The sequence below is a fragment of the Actinacidiphila acidipaludis genome, assembly GCF_019890725.1.
GTDB lineage: Bacteria > Actinomycetota > Actinomycetes > Streptomycetales > Streptomycetaceae > Actinacidiphila > Actinacidiphila acidipaludis.
The window spans coordinates 25,148-40,594 of record NZ_JAINZZ010000057.1; the positions used below are offsets into that span (position 1 = coordinate 25,148).

At 72.2% G+C, this 15,447-nt stretch carries 19 protein-coding genes and 3 tRNA genes; 17 read left to right on the forward strand and 5 right to left on the reverse strand.

All coding sequences use genetic code 11. From position 1 onward, the window contains the following. Window positions 1-63: 63 nt before the first annotated feature. The 7 genes from K7862_RS30130 (at window position 64) to K7862_RS30160 (ending at window position 3,753) form a co-directional block, all read left to right on the forward strand. Entirely contained in the window at window positions 64-273 is a 210-nt protein-coding gene (locus tag K7862_RS30130; RefSeq protein ID WP_222967950.1) for a hypothetical protein, read from the forward strand. Window positions 274-349: 76 nt separating this feature from the next. Beyond that, window positions 350-1,150, forward strand: coding sequence for a fumarylacetoacetate hydrolase family protein (locus K7862_RS30135; protein ID WP_222967951.1), 801 nt, complete (start codon window positions 350-352; stop codon window positions 1,148-1,150). Continuing rightward, window positions 1,143-2,639 (forward strand): glutamate--tRNA ligase, encoded by a 1,497-nt coding sequence (gltX, locus tag K7862_RS30140; RefSeq protein ID WP_222967952.1) that lies wholly within the window; start codon window positions 1,143-1,145, stop codon window positions 2,637-2,639. The genes K7862_RS30135 and gltX overlap by 8 nt, the downstream gene beginning before the upstream one ends. A gap of 9 nt (window positions 2,640-2,648) precedes the next feature. Continuing rightward, complete coding sequence (locus tag K7862_RS30145) at window positions 2,649-3,368, forward strand: HAD family hydrolase (RefSeq protein ID WP_222967953.1); 720 nt, start codon at window positions 2,649-2,651, stop codon at window positions 3,366-3,368. Between the two features lie 85 nt (window positions 3,369-3,453). Beyond that, a tRNA-Gln gene (locus tag K7862_RS30150) sits at window positions 3,454-3,525 on the forward strand. A 19-nt stretch (window positions 3,526-3,544) separates the two neighbouring features. After that, window positions 3,545-3,617 (forward strand) — tRNA-Glu (locus K7862_RS30155). Window positions 3,618-3,680: 63 nt separating this feature from the next. Continuing rightward, a tRNA-Glu gene (locus K7862_RS30160) sits at window positions 3,681-3,753 on the forward strand. Between the two features lie 148 nt (window positions 3,754-3,901). Here K7862_RS30160 and ndgR read toward each other — a convergent pair. Beyond that, window positions 3,902-4,618, reverse strand: a complete 717-nt coding sequence (gene ndgR, locus K7862_RS30165; protein WP_222967954.1) for an IclR family transcriptional regulator NdgR — start codon at window positions 4,616-4,618, stop codon at window positions 3,902-3,904. A gap of 138 nt (window positions 4,619-4,756) precedes the next feature. Here ndgR and leuC point away from each other — a divergent pair, with 138 nt between their 5' ends. The 5 genes from leuC (at window position 4,757) to K7862_RS30190 (ending at window position 8,351) form a co-directional block, all read left to right on the forward strand. Continuing rightward, window positions 4,757-6,181, forward strand: coding sequence for a 3-isopropylmalate dehydratase large subunit (leuC, locus tag K7862_RS30170; RefSeq protein ID WP_222967956.1), 1,425 nt, complete (start codon window positions 4,757-4,759; stop codon window positions 6,179-6,181). A gap of 5 nt (window positions 6,182-6,186) precedes the next feature. Next, window positions 6,187-6,780 carry a 3-isopropylmalate dehydratase small subunit gene (gene leuD, locus K7862_RS30175; protein WP_222967957.1) on the forward strand — a complete coding sequence of 198 codons (594 nt, stop codon included), beginning with the start codon at window positions 6,187-6,189 and terminating at the stop codon, window positions 6,778-6,780. Window positions 6,781-7,025: 245 nt separating this feature from the next. After that, window positions 7,026-7,250, forward strand: a complete 225-nt coding sequence (locus tag K7862_RS30180) for an SCO5555 family protein (protein ID WP_222967958.1) — start codon at window positions 7,026-7,028, stop codon at window positions 7,248-7,250. 133 nt (window positions 7,251-7,383) lie between these two features. Then, window positions 7,384-7,971, forward strand: a complete 588-nt coding sequence (locus tag K7862_RS30185; protein ID WP_222967959.1) for an HU family DNA-binding protein — start codon at window positions 7,384-7,386, stop codon at window positions 7,969-7,971. A 161-nt stretch (window positions 7,972-8,132) separates the two neighbouring features. Further along, the gene (locus tag K7862_RS30190) at window positions 8,133-8,351 is read left to right on the forward strand and encodes a hypothetical protein (protein ID WP_222967960.1); all 219 of its coding nucleotides are present in this window, start codon (window positions 8,133-8,135) and stop codon (window positions 8,349-8,351) included. Here K7862_RS30190 and K7862_RS30195 read toward each other — a convergent pair. Next, a complete protein-coding gene (locus K7862_RS30195; protein WP_308012269.1) occupies window positions 8,330-9,106 on the reverse strand; it encodes a CofC family guanylyltransferase in 777 nt (258 codons plus the stop codon). The genes K7862_RS30190 and K7862_RS30195 overlap by 22 nt on opposite strands. A 150-nt stretch (window positions 9,107-9,256) precedes the next feature. On the opposite strand from K7862_RS30195, the gene K7862_RS30200 reads away from it, so the two are divergent. Genes K7862_RS30200 through K7862_RS30210 form a run of 3 tightly spaced genes read left to right on the forward strand, consistent with a single transcriptional unit; the run spans window position 9,257 to window position 12,324 of the window. Then, window positions 9,257-10,117, forward strand: coding sequence for a lysophospholipid acyltransferase family protein (locus K7862_RS30200; RefSeq protein WP_222967961.1), 861 nt, complete (start codon window positions 9,257-9,259; stop codon window positions 10,115-10,117). Then, a complete protein-coding gene (locus K7862_RS30205; protein ID WP_222967966.1) occupies window positions 10,114-11,115 on the forward strand; it encodes an NAD(P)H-dependent glycerol-3-phosphate dehydrogenase in 1,002 nt (333 codons plus the stop codon). Before K7862_RS30200 ends, K7862_RS30205 begins: the two co-directional genes overlap by 4 nt. Before the next feature lie 12 nt (window positions 11,116-11,127). Continuing rightward, on the forward strand, window positions 11,128-12,324 hold the full coding sequence (locus K7862_RS30210; RefSeq protein ID WP_222967967.1) for a D-alanine--D-alanine ligase family protein: 1,197 nt from the start codon (window positions 11,128-11,130) through the stop codon (window positions 12,322-12,324). A gap of 36 nt (window positions 12,325-12,360) precedes the next feature. Here K7862_RS30210 and K7862_RS30215 read toward each other — a convergent pair whose 3' ends face one another. Both K7862_RS30215 and K7862_RS30220 read right to left on the reverse strand, forming a co-directional pair. Continuing rightward, window positions 12,361-12,840, reverse strand: a complete 480-nt coding sequence (locus K7862_RS30215) for a DUF3515 domain-containing protein (RefSeq protein ID WP_222967969.1) — start codon at window positions 12,838-12,840, stop codon at window positions 12,361-12,363. A 20-nt stretch (window positions 12,841-12,860) separates the two neighbouring features. Next, on the reverse strand, window positions 12,861-13,094 hold the full coding sequence (locus tag K7862_RS30220; RefSeq protein WP_033173093.1) for an Lrp/AsnC family transcriptional regulator: 234 nt from the start codon (window positions 13,092-13,094) through the stop codon (window positions 12,861-12,863). 167 nt (window positions 13,095-13,261) lie between these two features. Between K7862_RS30220 and K7862_RS30225 the strand changes: the two genes are divergently transcribed. Then, window positions 13,262-14,230 (forward strand): thiamine-phosphate kinase, encoded by a 969-nt coding sequence (locus tag K7862_RS30225; RefSeq protein ID WP_222967971.1) that lies wholly within the window; start codon window positions 13,262-13,264, stop codon window positions 14,228-14,230. Window positions 14,231-14,245: 15 nt separating this feature from the next. Then, window positions 14,246-15,103, forward strand: a complete 858-nt coding sequence (gene thiD, locus K7862_RS30230) for a bifunctional hydroxymethylpyrimidine kinase/phosphomethylpyrimidine kinase (RefSeq protein WP_222967973.1) — start codon at window positions 14,246-14,248, stop codon at window positions 15,101-15,103. Window positions 15,104-15,190: 87 nt separating this feature from the next. On the opposite strand, the gene rpmB is transcribed toward thiD, so the two are convergent. Then, the gene (rpmB, locus tag K7862_RS30235) at window positions 15,191-15,376 is read right to left on the reverse strand and encodes a 50S ribosomal protein L28 (protein WP_033173090.1); all 186 of its coding nucleotides are present in this window, start codon (window positions 15,374-15,376) and stop codon (window positions 15,191-15,193) included. Between the last annotated feature and the right edge of the window lie 71 nt (window positions 15,377-15,447).

Consider the following 15,447-nt stretch of genomic DNA (forward strand, 5'->3'; position numbering starts at 1 on the left):
ATCCGCCGGTGCGACCGCTCGCGCCCCAGGTGGGCGCCCGACACCCGAGGTTCCGACGGCCCGATGAAGACCACCATGATGATCCGTCAGATCGCCAACCCGCGCCGCACCACGCTCGCGCACCTCAAGGACGTGAGTGAACTCGGCGCCGGCGAGGCCGCCGCGGAGATCAGGTCCGGCCTCGGCACCGACACCGGTGTGCTGCCGCAGCGCACGGCGAACCCCCGCCGCACGGTCCTCAGCAAGCTCCCGCAGGCCCCCGTCGCCTCCTGAACAGGCCCCGAACCCGCCTGTGACCTGCGGCGATGCGTGGGTCGGCGACGAGCCTGCCGCCAGCTAGGCTGAACCCATGCGCATCGCCAGGTTCTCCATCGACGGCAACGTCGCCTTCGGCGCGGTGGAGGGCGACCCCTCCGCGCCCGGCAGCTCCGAAGGGCTCGTCCTCGACATCATCAAGGGCGTGCCCTTCGCCGACTTCGAGCTGTCCGGCACCAAGGTCCCGCTGAGCAAGGTGCGGCTGCTGCCGCCGGTCCTGCCGAACAAGGTCGTGGCCATCGGCCGCAACTACGCGGCCCACGCCGCCGAACTGGGCAACGAGGTGCCGGCCGCGCCCTGGGCGTTCTTCAAGCCCTCCACGTCCGTGATCGGCCCCGGCGACCCGATCGTGTACCCGACGTTCTCCCGCGAGGTGCACCACGAGGCCGAACTGGCCGTCGTCATCGGCCGGCTGTGCCGCGAGGTGCCCCGCGAACGCGTCAAGGACGTCATCCTCGGCTACACCTGCGCCAACGACGTGACCGCCCGCGACACCCAGCAGACCGAGAAGCAGTGGGCCCGGGCCAAGGGCTTCGACTCCTCCTGCCCGCTGGGCCCGTGGATCGAGACCGGCCTCGACCTGGCGGCCGCCTCGGACCTCGCGGTCACCGCGACCGTCAACGGCGAACTGCGGCAGGCCGGCCGCACCAGCCAGATGATCAACTCGATCGAGGACCTGATCGTCAACATCACCGAGGCCATGACGCTGCTGCCCGGCGACGTGCTGCTCACCGGCACGCCGGCCGGCGTCGGCCCGCTCCACCCCGGCGACGAGGTCGCCGTCACCATCGAAGGCATCGGCACTCTCACCAACAAGGTGATCTCGCGTGGCTAGCGCTCCCCTGAATCCCGGCACCTCCGGCGTCCGCGTACGGTTCTGCCCCTCGCCGACCGGCAACCCCCACGTGGGCCTGGTCCGCACCGCCCTCTTCAACTGGGCCTTCGCCCGGCACCACCAGGGCACCCTGGTCTTCCGCATCGAGGACACCGACGCGGCGCGCGACTCCGAGGAGTCGTACCGCATGCTGCTGGACTCGCTGCGCTGGCTCGGCCTGGACTGGGACGAGGGCCCCGAGGTGGGCGGCCCGCACGCGCCCTACCGGCAGTCCGAGCGGATGGACGTCTACGCCGACGTCGCCCGCCGCCTCAAGGAGGCCGGGCACGCCTACGACTGCTACTGCACCAACGAGGAGCTGGAGGAGCGCCGGGCCGAGGCCCGCGCGGCCGGCCGCGCGTCCGGCTACGACGGACGGTGCCGGACCCTCACCCCGGAGCAGGTCGCGGCGTACCGGGCCGAGGGGCGTGCCTCCATCGTCCGCTTCCGGATGCCCGACCGGACCATCACCTTCACCGACCTGGTGCGCGGCGAGCTGACCTTCACCCCGGAGAACGTGCCGGACTTCGGCATCGTCCGGGCCAGCGGCGCCCCGCTGTACACCCTGGTCAACCCGGTCGACGACGCGCTGATGGGGATCACGCACGTGCTGCGCGGCGAGGACCTGCTGTCCTCCACGCCGCGGCAGATCGCGCTCTACGACGCGCTGATCGAGCTCGGAGTGGCCCAGGCGGTGCCGCAGTTCGGCCACCTGCCCTACGTCATGGGCGAGGGCAACAAGAAGCTCTCCAAGCGCGACCCGGAGTCCTCGCTCAACCTCTACCGCGAGCGCGGCTTCCTGCCCGAGGGCCTGCTCAACTACCTGTCGCTGCTGGGCTGGTCGTACTCCGCGGACCAGGACGTCTTCACCGTCGCCGAGATGGTCGAGCGCTTCGACATCACCGGCGTCAACGCCAACCCGGCCCGCTTCGACCTGAAGAAGGCCGAGGCCATCAACGCCGACCACATCCGGCGGCTGGACGAGAAGGCGTTCGCCCAGGCCTGCGAGCCGTGGCTGCGGGCCCCCTTCGCGCCCTGGCGGCCCGAGGACTTCGACGAGGCGGCCTGGCAGGCCATCGCGCCGCACGCGCAGACCCGGCTGACCGTGCTCTCCGACATCACCGCCAACGTCGACTTCCTGTTCCTGGCCGAGCCGGTCGACGACGAGGCCTCGTGGGCCAAGGCGATGAAGGAGGGCTCGGCGGACCTGCTGCGCACCGCGCGGGAGAAGCTGGAGGCGGCCGACTGGTCCTCGCCGGAGGCGCTGAAGGAGGCCGTCCTGGCCGCCGGTGAGGCGCACGGGCTCAAGCTCGGCAAGGCGCAGGCCCCGGTCCGCGTCGCGGTCACCGGCCGTACCGTCGGCCTGCCGCTCTTCGAGTCGCTCCAGGTACTCGGCCGCGACCGCACTCTGGCCAGGATCGGCGCGGCGCTGGCCAGGCTGGAGAGCTAGCCTGGCGGCATGACCATCCGAGCGGTGCTCTGGGACATCGACGACACGATCTTCGACTACGCGAGCGCCGACCGGATCGGCATGCGGAACCATCTGGACCACGAGGGCCTGCCCGACGGCTGCAGCAGCGTCGAGCAGGCCCTTCTCCTCTGGGAGCGGCTGACCGAGCGCCACTGGGCCCGGTTCGCGGCCGGCGTCTGCGACTTCCAGGGCCAGCGCAGGGACCGCGTGCGGGACTTCCTGCGGCAGGCCCTGAGCGACGGCGAGGCCGACGCCTGGTTCGGGCGGCACGTGGTGCACTACGAGGCCGCCTGGTCGCTGTTCCCGGACACCGTGCCGGCGCTGGACGGGCTGGCGGGGGAGTACCGGCACGCCGTGCTCTCCAACTCCGCCTTCGCGCACCAGGACCGCAAGCTGCGGACGCTGGGCGTGCGGGACCGGTTCGAGGTGCTGCTGTGCGCGGCCGAGCTGGGGGTCTCCAAGCCCGAGGCGGCCGCCTTCCACGCCGCCTGCGACGCCCTGGAGCTGGCCCCGGACGAGGTCGCCTACGTGGGCAACGAGCCGGACATCGACGCCCGCGGAGCGGCCGATGCTGGGCTGTTCGGGATCTGGCTGGACCGGCGCGGGAACGGCGGCCGGCCGGACCTCACCCGCATCACCTGTCTCGCGGAACTGCCCGATGTCCTGCGTGGGGATACTCGTTTTGGAGCGGTGACCAGCATCGGGTAATGTTCTTCCTGCGCCGCCGGAGAGGGCAAAAGCCCGGACCGGAGCGCACGCCGAACAAAGCCCCCCGCGGGGGGTTGAGTTTTGGTGGGGTATGGTGTAATTGGCAGCACGACTGATTCTGGTTCAGTTAGTCTAGGTTCGAGTCCTGGTACCCCAGCAGCACTTCGCAAGTGCGAGCCCCCGTTGTGTAGCGGCCTAGCACGCTGCCCTCTCAAGGCAGTAGCGCCGGTTCGAATCCGGTCGGGGGTACTGATCCTTCCTTCCGCTCCCTCCGGGTCGCACCCGGCCGGAACGACGTGAGGATCGCCAAGGGCCCCCGTTGTGTAGCGGCCTAGCACGCCGCCCTCTCAAGGCGGTAGCGCCGGTTCGAATCCGGTCGGGGGTACGCGAACCGAGCCCGTCGCTGACCAGCGGCGGGCTTCGTCGTGTTCGGGGTCGGCGGCCGGGACCGCGGCTCCACCTCCTGGGCGAACCGCCGCGGACTCGGCGGAACCGGCTCCCGCCCGGCGCCGGGCAGGGAAGCCGGTGGGATCTCAGCCGCTGCGCCGCAGCGCCTCGGTCAGCCGGGCCGCCGCGTCCACGACCGCCTGGGCGTGCATCCGGCCCGGGTGCCGGGTCAGCCGCTCGATCGGTCCGGAGACCGAGACGGCCGCCACCACGCGGTTGGACGGGCCGCGCACCGGAGCGGAGACCGACGCCACACCGGGCTCGCGTTCGCCGATCGACTGCGACCAGCCGCGGCGCCGCACACCGGACAGCGCGGTCGCGGTGAACCGCGCCCCCTGCAGGCCGCGGTGCAGCCGCTCCGGCTCCTCCCAGGCCATCAGGACCTGGGCCGCCGAGCCGGCCTTCATCGGGAGCGTCGACCCGACGGGCACGGTGTCCCGCAGTCCGGACAGCCGTTCCGCGGCGGCCACGCAGATGCGCATGTCGCCCTGGCGCCGGTAGAGCTGGGCGCTCTCGCCGGTGATGTCGCGCAGGTGCGTGAGCACCGGCCCCGCGGAGGCCAGCAGGCGGTCCTCGCCGGCCGCGGCGGCCAGCTCGGCCAGCCGCGGGCCCAGGATGAAGCGCCCCTGCATGTCCCGGGCGACCATGCGATGGTGTTCGAGCGCCACCGCCAGGCGGTGGGCTGTGGGGCGGGCGAGACCCGTGGCGCCGACGAGCCCGGCCAGGGTGGCCGGGCCGGACTCCAGCGCGCTGAGCACCAGAGCCGCCTTGTCGAGAACGCCGACGCCGCTAGAGTTGTCCATGCAACGATACTCGCGTCTCAGAGTGTGAAACGCAAGTTCAATTTTCCCGAGAACGCGTCAGGCTGGATGTTCAGCGCAGGCACGTTGCGCAGGACACACACCGAGCAGCCCGCGAGGGCGCGGGCCGGAGGGACAGCGATGGGTAGGACACTCGCGGAGAAAGTCTGGGACGACCATGTCGTCCGCCGCGCCGAAGGCGAGCCCGATCTGCTCTTCATCGATCTTCACCTGCTCCACGAGGTGACCAGCCCCCAGGCGTTCGACGGGCTGCGGATGAACGGCCGGACGGTCCGCCGGACCGACCTCACCATCGCCACCGAGGATCACAACACCCCGACCCTCGACATCGACAAGCCGATCGCCGACCCGGTCTCGCGCACCCAGCTGGAGACGCTGCGCAAGAACTGCGCGGAGTTCGGGGTGCGGCTGCACCCGCTGGGCGACGTCGAACAGGGTGTTGTCCACGTGGTGGGACCGCAACTGGGACTGACCCAGCCGGGGACCACCGTGGTCTGCGGCGACTCGCACACCTCCACCCACGGCGCGTTCGGCGCGCTGGCGTTCGGCATCGGCACCTCGCAGGTCGAGCACGTGCTGGCCACCCAGACGCTGCCGATGGCGCCGTTCCGGACCATGGCCGTCACCGTCGACGGCGAACTGCCCGACGGCGTCACGGCCAAGGACCTGATCCTCGCGGTGATCGCCCGGATCGGCACCGGCGGTGGCCAGGGCTACGTGATCGAGTACCGCGGCTCGGCCATCGAGAAGCTGTCGATGGAAGCCCGGATGACCGTCTGCAACATGTCGATCGAGGCGGGCGCCCGGGCGGGCATGATCGCCCCGGACCAGACCACGTTCGACTACCTTCAGGGCCGGGTCCACGCCCCGAAGGGCGAGGACTGGGAGGCGGCCGTCGCGTACTGGAAGACCCTGCGCACCGACGAGGACGCGGCGTTCGACCACGAGGTGGTCATCGACGCCTCCGCGCTGACGCCGTTCGTCACCTGGGGCACCAACCCCGGCCAGGGCGCTCCGCTGAGCGCGTCGGTGCCGGACCCGGCCTCGTTCGCCGACCCCAGCGACCGGCTGGCCGCGGAGAACGCGCTGACCTACATGGGCCTGACGGCCGGGCAGCCGCTGCGCGAGGTCGCGGTGGATACGGTCTTCGTCGGTTCGTGCACCAACGGCCGTATCGAGGACCTGCGGGCCGCCGCGTCCGTGGTCCAGGGCCGCAAGGTCGCCGACGGTGTCCGCATGCTGGTCGTCCCGGGTTCCGTACGGGTCGCGCTGCAGGCCGTCGAGGAGGGCCTGGACAAGGTGTTCACCGAGGCGGGCGCCGAATGGCGGCACGCGGGTTGCTCGATGTGCCTGGGTATGAATCCCGACCAACTCGCCCCCGGCGAGCGCTCCGCGTCCACCTCGAACCGCAACTTCGAAGGACGGCAGGGCAAGGGCGGCCGCACCCACCTGGTCTCGCCCCAGGTCGCCGCCGCCACCGCGGTGGTGGGCCGGCTCGCCTCGCCCGCCGACCTGTCCGACGTCCCTGCTCCCGCGGAGGTCTGAGCACCATGGAAGCCTTCACCACGCACACCGGCCGGGCCGTGCCGCTGCGCCGCAGCAACGTCGACACCGACCAGATCATCCCCGCGCACTGGCTGAAGAAGGTCACCCGCAACGGCTTCGAGGACGGGCTGTTCGAGGCCTGGCGCAAGGACGCGTCGTTCGTCCTCAACGCGCCCGAGCGCAAGGGCGCCACGGTGCTGGTGGCCGGACCCGACTTCGGCACCGGCTCGTCCCGCGAGCACGCCGTGTGGGCGCTGCAGAACTACGGGTTCAAGACCGTGATCTCCTCCCGGTTCGCCGACATCTTCCGCGGCAACTCGCTGAAGAACGGCCTGCTGACGGTGGTCCTGCCGCAGGAGACCGTCGAGCAGCTCTGGAAGCTCGTGGAGGCCGACCCGGCCGCGGAGATCACCGTGGACCTGGTGGCCCGCGAGGTCCGCGCCGAAGGCGTCACCGCGCCCTTCGAGCTGGACGACAACGCCCGCTGGCGGCTGCTGGAAGGCCTGGACGACATCAGCCTGACCCTCGGCAACGAGGCGGACATCGCCGCCTACGAGGCCCACCGGCCGTCCTGGAAGCCGAGCACCGTGCAGCTCTGACCCTCCCGGGCAACGCCCGTTCGTCACTCTCCGAAGCGCCCCTCGCCCCACCGTGCCCCCCCGGCACGCGCCGGCCGAGGGGCGCTTCGGCGTTCCCCGGGCGCTTTCCGGGCCTTCCCGGGGGACGCCCGTGCGACGGCCCGCGGGGCCGCATGGCGGCCGCACGAGCGGGCAAACGGGAGCAAGGAGGCACCCGGTTGGCCCTGTCGCCCCCGACAACTCGCCGCAGATGGCACAATCGACGCATGGGACGTGACGGCCAACTCGAGCTCTACGGGGTCCTGGCCGCGCGTCTGAAGCAGGCGCACACTCGCGTTGCGAATCCCGAAGTCCCTGATGAGACCAGGCGGGAGTTGAGTCGGCGGTTGCTCGCGGTGACCGCCGTGGCGAAGCACGATCTCGCCGACGCGGCACGGCGTCTGGACGTGTTGACGGCTGAGTTGGACGAGCTCGGAATCCCCGATCGCTGATCGCCGGAAGCCCCGAGTTCGTTGCGGCACAAGGGTGATTCGCCCGTTTCGTATTTGATTTGCGGTATATATCCGCCTAGCGTGCGAAATCAGCCCGCACTCATTCGCCGGGCAAGTTTCCGAAGGGGAAGACGTGAACAAGGCGCAGCTCGTAGAAGCGATTGCCGACAAGGTTGGCGGGCGTCAGGACGCCGCGGACGCGGTTGACGCGGTTCTCGACGCGATCGTCCGCGCGGTGGTCGCCGGCGACCGGGTGTCGGTCACCGGATTCGGTTCGTTCGAGAAGGTCGAGCGTCCCGCCCGTTACGCTCGCAACCCCCAGACCGGGGAGCGGGTCAGGGTCAAGAAGACCTCCGTGCCGCGGTTCCGCGCGGGCCAGGGCTTCAAGGACCTGGTCAGCGGGGCGAAGAAGCTTCCCCGCGGCGGCGAGGTCTCCGTCAAGAAGGCCCCCAAGGGCAGCCTGAGCGGCGGTGCGGCGACCACGGCCCGGACCACCACGAAGAAGGCCGCCGCCAAGAAGGCCACCGCCAAGACCGCCGCCGCGAAGAAGACCGTGGCGAAGAAGGCGGCCACCGCCAAGAAGACGGCGGCGAAGAAGACCAGCGCGGCGAAGAAGGCCACGGCGAAGAAGACCAGCGCCAAGAAGGCCCCGGCGAAGAAGGCCACCGCCAAGAAGGCCCCGGCCAAGCGATCCACCCGCAAGCGCGCCGCCGCCAGGTGATAGCCGGGCCGCGCAGCCCACGGCTCCCCGACGGTGGGGGCCGCCCCACCGGCACCGTCGACGGGCCGGGCCCCCCACCGGGAGCCCGGCCCGTCGGCTGTGCCGCCGCGGTCTCGCCTCCGGGCGAGATGGCCGCACGGCCCGCCCGTAGGCTTGGCCGCATGCAGGCCACCGCGTTCACCTTTGACCCCGCGACCCGGGCCGGCAGCGTGCTGCTGGACGACGGGACGCCGCTGCCGTTCGACGCCGCGGCCTTCGACGCCGGGGGTCTGCGGCTGCTGCGCTCGGGCCAGCGGGTGCGCATCCGCACCGAGGGGTCCGGCGACGCCCGGCGCGTGGTCTTCCTGACCCTGCCGACCTATCCGGACCCGGGCGCCTGAGCCGCCACCGAGGGCACCGCGCCCAGCAGCGCGGCCGTCCTCGGGCCGAGGCCCAGCGCCCCGGCCGCCCGCAGATCCTCGGCGGTGTCCACGTCCTGCCGCACGGACGGCACCCGGGCGAGCGTGATCTCGCGCGCGCCCGAGGCGAGATGGCGGGCCCGCGAGGGACCGCCGAAGGCGGGGGAGAGCGCGACACCCGGCGCGGCGGCGAGCAAGGTTGTCCCCACGCCCGCCGCATCGGCCAGGAACGCCCGCTCCGGCGCCCGCGCGGCCTCGTCGAGCACCAGGGACAGCTCCGCGGGCCGCAAGGCCGGGAGATCGCCGTTCAGCGCCGCGACCCCTCCCTCGGCCCTTCCGGCGGCTTTTGCGGCGGCCCTTCCCGCGTACCGTCCGCCGGCTCCGGCCCCGGTATCCGCCCCGCCGGGCTCCCGCCGCTCCCGGACCCGCTCCGCCCCGTACCGCAGCGCCGCGTTCAGGCCGGCCGCCGGCACGTCGGGCACCACGAACGCCCCGAGGCGTGCGAGCTCCCGGCCCGCGGTGGGGTCGTCGGTGACCACCGTGACGTCCGCCACCCGCGGACAGGCCAGCGCCGCCGCCACCGTGTCCAGGGCGAACGCCAGCGCCAGAGCCGGCCGCACCTCGCCCGTCGCCTGCGCCAGCCGGCTCTTCGCCAGCGCCAGCGGCTTCAACGGCACGACCAGTGACCACACGCCGCCGGTTCCCTCCGCCCGATCCACCCGTTCCACCCGTTGCACCAGCCCATTGTCACCGTGCTGTGCTCCTGAGGTGCCAGAGGTGCCCCCCGCCTGGCCCTGTCCTGGCGTTAGTCTCTGCTTGCCGCCATGCTGCGCGGCAAGTACGGGCGCTGCACACACGCAGTGCCGGCGCAACGTAGAGGAGTCCGGGTGTCCCGCCGCAGAATCGGTTTCTGGTACCGCCTGGCGGCCGTGATCGCGAAGCCGCCCCTCATCCTGCTCTTCAAGCGGGACTGGCGGGGAATCGAGAACATTCCGGCCGAGGGCGGATTCCTCACGGCGGTGAACCACAACTCGTACCTGGACCCGCTGGTCTATGCGCATTTCCAGTACAACACCGGCCGCGTCCCGCGCTTCCTCGCCAAGGCCTCGCTGTTCACGCCGTTCCTCGTCGGCCCCTTCATGCGCAACACCGGCCAGATCCCGGTGTTCCGCGCCACCGCGGACGCCGCCGCGGCCTACCGCGCCGCGGTGGAGGCGGTCAACAAGGGCGAGTGCGTGGCCTTCTACCCCGAGGGCACGCTCACCCGTGACCCCGACCTGTGGCCGATGGTCTCCAAGACCGGCATCGCCCGCGTCGCCATGCTCACCCAGGCGCCCGTCATCCCCGTCGCGCAGTGGGGCGCCAACGAACTGCTCGCGCCGTACGCGAAGAAGATGGACCTGTGGCCGCGCAAGACGCACAAGGTGCTGGCCGGCCCGCCGGTGGACCTCAGCGCGTACTACGGCAAGGAGCCGACCGCCGAGGTGCTGCGCGAGGTCACCGAGACCATCATGGAGGCGGTGAAGGACCTGCTGGCCGAACTGCGCGGCGAACCCGCCCCCGCGGGCCTGTACGACCCGCGCCAGGGCATGCGCGTGGAGAGCCCGGGCAGGGGAACCGGTAAGCCCGCCGCCGAGGAGGCCGCCGGTGCGTCCGGTGCCGCCGGGAACGGTTCCGTGGCTGCGGCCGGCGCGGGCGCCGGAGAGGGCTCCGGCGAGGCGGCGGAAGAGACGCGGGAGGGCGCATGACGGCACGCTGCGCGGTCTTCGGTACCGGTTCCTGGGGTACCGCGTTCGCGATGATCCTCGCGGACGCGGGGTGTGAGGTGTCGCTGTGGGGCCGGCGGCCCGAACTCGTCGACGCCATCAACACCACCCGCACCAACCCGGACTACTTCCCGGGGCTCGAACTGCCCGCCGCCGTCACGGCCACCGCCGATCCCGCGCGGGCCGCGGCCGGCGCGGAGTTCGTCATCCTCGCGGTCCCCTCGCAGTCGCTGCGCGCCAACCTCGCCGACTGGGCGCCGCTGATGCGCTCCGACGCGGTCCTGGTCAGCCTGATGAAGGGCGTCGAACTCGGCACCGCCAAGCGGATGAGCGAGGTCATCGAGGACGTCGCCAAGGCCGGCCCGGAGCGGATCGCCGTGCTGTCCGGCCCCAACCTCGCACCGGAGATCGCCGCGCGCCAGCCGGCCGCGTCCGTCGTCGCCTGCCAGGACGAGGAGGTCGCCCGGCGCATCCAGACCGCCTGCCACACCGCGTACTTCCGCCCCTACACCAACACCGACGTGGTCGGGGTCGAACTCGGCGGCGCGGTGAAGAACGTGATCGCGCTCGCCGTCGGCATCGCCGGCGGCATGGGCCTGGGCGACAACACCAAGGCGTCGCTGATCACCCGCGGCCTGGCCGAGACCACCCGGCTGGGGCTGGCGATGGGCGCCGACGCGCACACCTTCGCGGGCCTGGCCGGCATGGGCGACCTGGTCGCCACCTGCTCCTCGCCGCTGTCCCGCAACAACACCTTCGGGCACAACCTCGGCCGCGGCATGAGCCTGGCCGAGACCATCGCGGTCACCAGCCAGACCGCCGAGGGCGTCAAGTCCTGCGAGTCGGTGGCCGATCTGGCCCGCCGGCACGGCGTCGACATGCCGATCACCGAGACCGTGGTCGACATCGTGCACAACGGGAAGCCGCCCGTCGTGGCCGTCAAGGAGTTGATGTCACGTTCTGCGAAGCCGGAACGGTAAGGTCAACGCGACATGAGCAACCTGCCTTCTCCCCAGAGCCCCGAGCAGCGTCCCGACCAGGCCGAGGAGCCCCGCGCGGGGCGGCCCGGCTACGGTCGCAAGCCGCGCGTCGCCGTGGTCTTCGGCGGCCGCAGCTCCGAGCACGGCGTGTCCGTGGTGACCGCCGCCAGCGTGCTGCGCGCCATCGACCGCGACAAGTACGACGTGCTGCCCATCGGCATCACCACCGAGGGCCGCTGGGCGCTGACCGCGGACGCGCCCGACCGGATGGCCATCGCGGAGCGGCGCATGCCGACCGTCGAGCAGGTCACCGACCACGAGGGCGCGGTCGTGCTGCCGGTGGACCCCGCCAACCGCGAGGTGGTCTACACCGAGGCCGGCGCGGTGCCCAAGGCGCTCGGCGAGGTCGACGTCGTCTTCCCCATGCTGCACGGCCCGTACGGCGAGGACGGCACCCTGCAGGGCCTGCTGGAACTCTCCGGCGTCCCGTACGTCGGCGCGGGCGTACTCGCCTCGGCCGTCGGCATGGACAAGGAGTACATGAAGCGGATCTTCACCTCGTTCGGGCTCGCCGTGGGCCCCTACGTGGTGATCAGGCCGCGGGAGTGGGAGCAGGACCCGGCCGCCGCCCGTGACCGCGTGCTGGCGTTCGCCGCGCAGCACGGCTGGCCGCTGTTCGTGAAGCCGGCCCGGGCGGGCTCCTCGTTCGGCATCACCAAGGTCGACGGTCCCGACGGCCTCGACGCGGCGATCGAGGAGGCCCGCGGTCACGACCCGAAGGTCATCGTCGAGGCGGCGCTGAGCGGCCGCGAGATCGAGTGCGGGGTGCTCGAGTTCGAGGACGGCCCGCGCGCGTCGGCGCCGGCCGAGATCCCGCCGCCCACCACGCACTCCTTCTACGACTTCGAGGCGAAGTACATCGACTCCGCCGAAGGCGTCGTGCCGGCCCCGCTCACCCCCGAGCAGACCGCCGAGGTGCAGCGGCTGGCGGTGGCCGCGTTCGAGGCGGCGTCCTGCGAGGGACTGGTCCGGGCCGACTTCTTCCTGCTGGACAGCGGGGAGTTCGTGATCAACGAGATCAACACGATGCCCGGCTTCACGCCCATCTCGATGTACCCGCGGATGTGGCAGGAGAGCGGCATCGGCTACCCCGAGCTCGTCGACCGGCTCATCCAGGCGGCGCTGCGCCGCCCGACCGGCCTGCGCTGAGACCCGCGCGGAGCGCGCTCCCGGCCGGGAGCGCGCTCAGATCCCCTCGGGAACGGCCGCCTTGACGGCGCCCGCGAGATCGGTCAGCGGATCGAGATCGCGGGCGTACCTCTTGGGCAGCGTCACCTCCACGTACGCCTTGCGCAGCGTCGTGGTGAGCCGGAACACGCCGTCGCCCTGCGGCTCGATGGACCACCCCACACCGTCGACCTCCACGGCGTCGGTGTTCACGCTGTCGTCCGCGGCCGGCCGGGGCACACCGCAGCGCAGCACGATCGACGGATCGCCCCACCCGGCGGTCAGCTCGGAACTCGGCTTGAGATCATGCCGGGGGAGTCCGTCGACCTTCTCCGGCAGCCGCGCGTGCAGCGCGCTGCAGTAGCGGGCCACCTGGGCGTCAGGAACCGGCACGGCCACCGTCTCGTCCGTACCGGACGTGGCGGCGTAGACCGCCGCCGCTGACAGGCAGGCGACGGCGGACACGGCGATCAGCGCGGCCCGGCGGCGAATCCTCACCGGGCGAGCATAGTGGGGGACTAGATATGCACGACCGGGCAGGTCAGGGTTCGGGTGATGCCGTCCACTTGCTGGACCTTGGCGACCACCATGCGGCCGAGTTCGTCGACCGTGTCGGCCTGGGCCCGCACGATCACGTCGTAGGGACCGGTGACGTCCTCTGCCTGGATCACCCCGTCGATCTTGGAGATCACCTCCGCTACTGCCGAGGCCTTGCCGACCTCGGTCTGGATCAGGATGTACGCCTGTACCACGGAACCTCCAGGGCGGCTTCGAGGATCATGTGGGAAGGGGGACGCCACGGTATCGCGTTGCCGCCTGCGGCGGGGAGACCCGCGCGGTACCTGACCCCCGTATTGACGGGAAACACGCAGAACCGGCGGAAGCCGCGACCGGAGTCACGACCGAAGGGGACGACACTATGAAGGGGACTGTGGGCGAGCTGGGGGAGTTCGGTCTCATCAGGGAACTGACCTCCCGCCTCACCTCGACCCCCGCCGTGAAGATCGGCCCCGGGGACGACGCGGCGGTCGTCGCCGCGCCCGACCGCCGGGTGGTGGCCACCACCGACGTGCTGCTGGAGAACCGGCACTTCCGGCGCGACTGGTCCACCGCCTACGACGTCGGCCGCAAGGCCGCCGCGCAGAACCTCGCCGACGTCGCCGCCATGGGCGCGGTGCCCACCGCGGTGCTGGTCGGCCTGGTCGTGCCGACCGAACTGCCCGCGACCTGGCCGGTCGAGCTGATGGACGGCATCCGCGACGAGTGCCAGGTGGCCGGTGCCGCGGTGGTCGGCGGCGACGTGGTGCGCGGCGATCTGGTCACCGTCGCCGTCACCGCCCTGGGTGACCTGCGCAACCGCGCCCCTGTCACCCGATCGGGAGCCCGCCCCGGCAACCTGATCGCCGTGACCGGCTGGCTCGGCTGGTCGGCGGCCGGGTTCGCGGTGCTCTCGCGCGGCTTCCGGTCGCCGCGCGCCTTCGTCGAGGCCCACCGCCGGCCCGAACCGCCGTACCACGCGGGCCCCGCGGCCGCCGAGCTCGGCGCGACCGCCATGACCGACGTCAGCGACGGGCTGGTCGCGGATCTCGGCCACATCGCCGCGGCCAGTGGCGTCGACATCGACCTGCGGTCCGCCGACGTCGACGTGCCCGCGCAGATGTCGGACATCGGCCAGGCGGTCGGCGTCGACCCGCTGCACTGGGTGCTCACCGGCGGCGAGGACCACGCGATAGTCGCCGCGTTCCCGCGGGACGTGAAACTCCCGGCCCGCTGGCGGGTGATCGGCGAGGTCCGGACCCCGGCCGGCCGCACCCCGCAGGTCACCGTCGACGGCGCCCCCTGGGACAAGGCCGGCGGCTGGGACCACTTCGGGGACGACAAGTCCTGACCCGGGGGGATCACCATGACGTACGACGAGCCGCGCCCCGGGGACACCACCGGGACGCGGGACCCGGCGGCGGCGGCCGCCCCGGCCCGGGTGCTGACCGTCGCCGGCTCGGACTCCGGCGGCGGCGCCGGCATCCAGGCCGACCTCAAGACGATGCTCGCCCTGGGCGTGCACGGCATGAGCGTGGTCACCGCCGTCACCGCGCAGAACTCCCTGGGCGTCACGGCCTCCTGGGAACTGCCGGAGGAGGCGGTCCGCGCCCAGTTCCGCGCGGTCGCCGACGACATCGGGGTGCAGGCGGTGAAGACCGGCATGCTCGCCTCGGCGGCGCTGGCCGTCGTGGTCGCCGACCTGCTGGCCGATGTCGCGGCGCCCGTCGTCGTCGACCCCGTCGGCATCTCCAAGCACGGCGACGCCCTGCTCGCCGCGGAGGCCGTCGCGGTGGTGCGCGAGCGGCTGCTGCCGCGGGCGACCGTCGTCACACCCAATCTGGACGAGGTGGCCCTGCTCACCGGCGTCCGGGTCACCGGGGAGGACGGCATGCGGGCGGCCGCGGAGGCGGTGCTGGCGCACGGCCCCGCGTGGGCGCTCATCAAGGGCGGGCACCTGGACGCCGGTTCCGACGCGGTCGACCTGCTGACCGACGGCGCCCGCGAGCACTGGTACCGGGCCCCGAGGCACGGCAACCGGCACACCCACGGCACCGGTTGCACCCTGGCGAGCGCGGTGGCCGCGTACCTGGCGCTGGGCCACGACGTGCCGGACGCGGTGGGCCGGGCCAAGCGGTACGTCACCGGGGCGATCGCGGCCGGCTTCCCGCTGGGCGCCGGCATCGGCCCGGTCGATCACGGATGGCTCGCCCGCGGACACTGAAAAGCCGGCCCACCGCGAGGTGGACCGGCTTTCGGTAGCCGCAAGGCTGCGCTACTACGACGTACGCGTGCGTACGCGCTTGGATAACTAGCGCGAGACCTTGCCGGCCTTGATGCACGAGGTGCAGACATTGAGGCGCTTCGGCGTCTTCCCGACGACCGCACGCACGCGCTGGATGTTGGGGTTCCAACGACGCGGGGTACGGCGGTGCGAGTGGGAGATGCTGTTGCCGAAGCCCGGCCCCTTGCCGCAGACGTCGCAGTTGGCAGCCACGGGTCACTCCAAAGACTTCAGATGCATTTACGATGAAAAGTCCGAGAGAGCCCCGGACAACCGGAGCAGCA

What these genes read in the sequence shown, in the direction of transcription:
- K7862_RS30225 (WP_222967971.1), top strand. Translation starts at nt 13,262, where the DNA reads ATGAAGGGGACTGTGGGCGAGCTGGGGGAGTTCGGTCTCATCAGGGAA.
- thiD (WP_222967973.1), top strand. Translation starts at nt 14,246, where the DNA reads ATGACGTACGACGAGCCGCGCCCCGGGGACACCACCGGGACGCGGGAC.
- K7862_RS30210 (WP_222967967.1), top strand. Translation starts at nt 11,128, where the DNA reads ATGAGCAACCTGCCTTCTCCCCAGAGCCCCGAGCAGCGTCCCGACCAG.
- K7862_RS30145 (WP_222967953.1), top strand. Translation starts at nt 2,649, where the DNA reads ATGACCATCCGAGCGGTGCTCTGGGACATCGACGACACGATCTTCGAC.
- K7862_RS30135 (WP_222967951.1), top strand. Translation starts at nt 350, where the DNA reads ATGCGCATCGCCAGGTTCTCCATCGACGGCAACGTCGCCTTCGGCGCG.
- leuD (WP_222967957.1), top strand. Translation starts at nt 6,187, where the DNA reads ATGGAAGCCTTCACCACGCACACCGGCCGGGCCGTGCCGCTGCGCCGC.
- K7862_RS30205 (WP_222967966.1), top strand. Translation starts at nt 10,114, where the DNA reads ATGACGGCACGCTGCGCGGTCTTCGGTACCGGTTCCTGGGGTACCGCG.
- K7862_RS30130 (WP_222967950.1), top strand. Translation starts at nt 64, where the DNA reads ATGAAGACCACCATGATGATCCGTCAGATCGCCAACCCGCGCCGCACC.
- leuC (WP_222967956.1), top strand. Translation starts at nt 4,757, where the DNA reads ATGGGTAGGACACTCGCGGAGAAAGTCTGGGACGACCATGTCGTCCGC.
- ndgR (WP_222967954.1), bottom strand. Translation starts at nt 4,618, where the DNA reads ATGGACAACTCTAGCGGCGTCGGCGTTCTCGACAAGGCGGCTCTGGTG.
- K7862_RS30190 (WP_222967960.1), top strand. Translation starts at nt 8,133, where the DNA reads ATGCAGGCCACCGCGTTCACCTTTGACCCCGCGACCCGGGCCGGCAGC.
- K7862_RS30180 (WP_222967958.1), top strand. Translation starts at nt 7,026, where the DNA reads ATGGGACGTGACGGCCAACTCGAGCTCTACGGGGTCCTGGCCGCGCGT.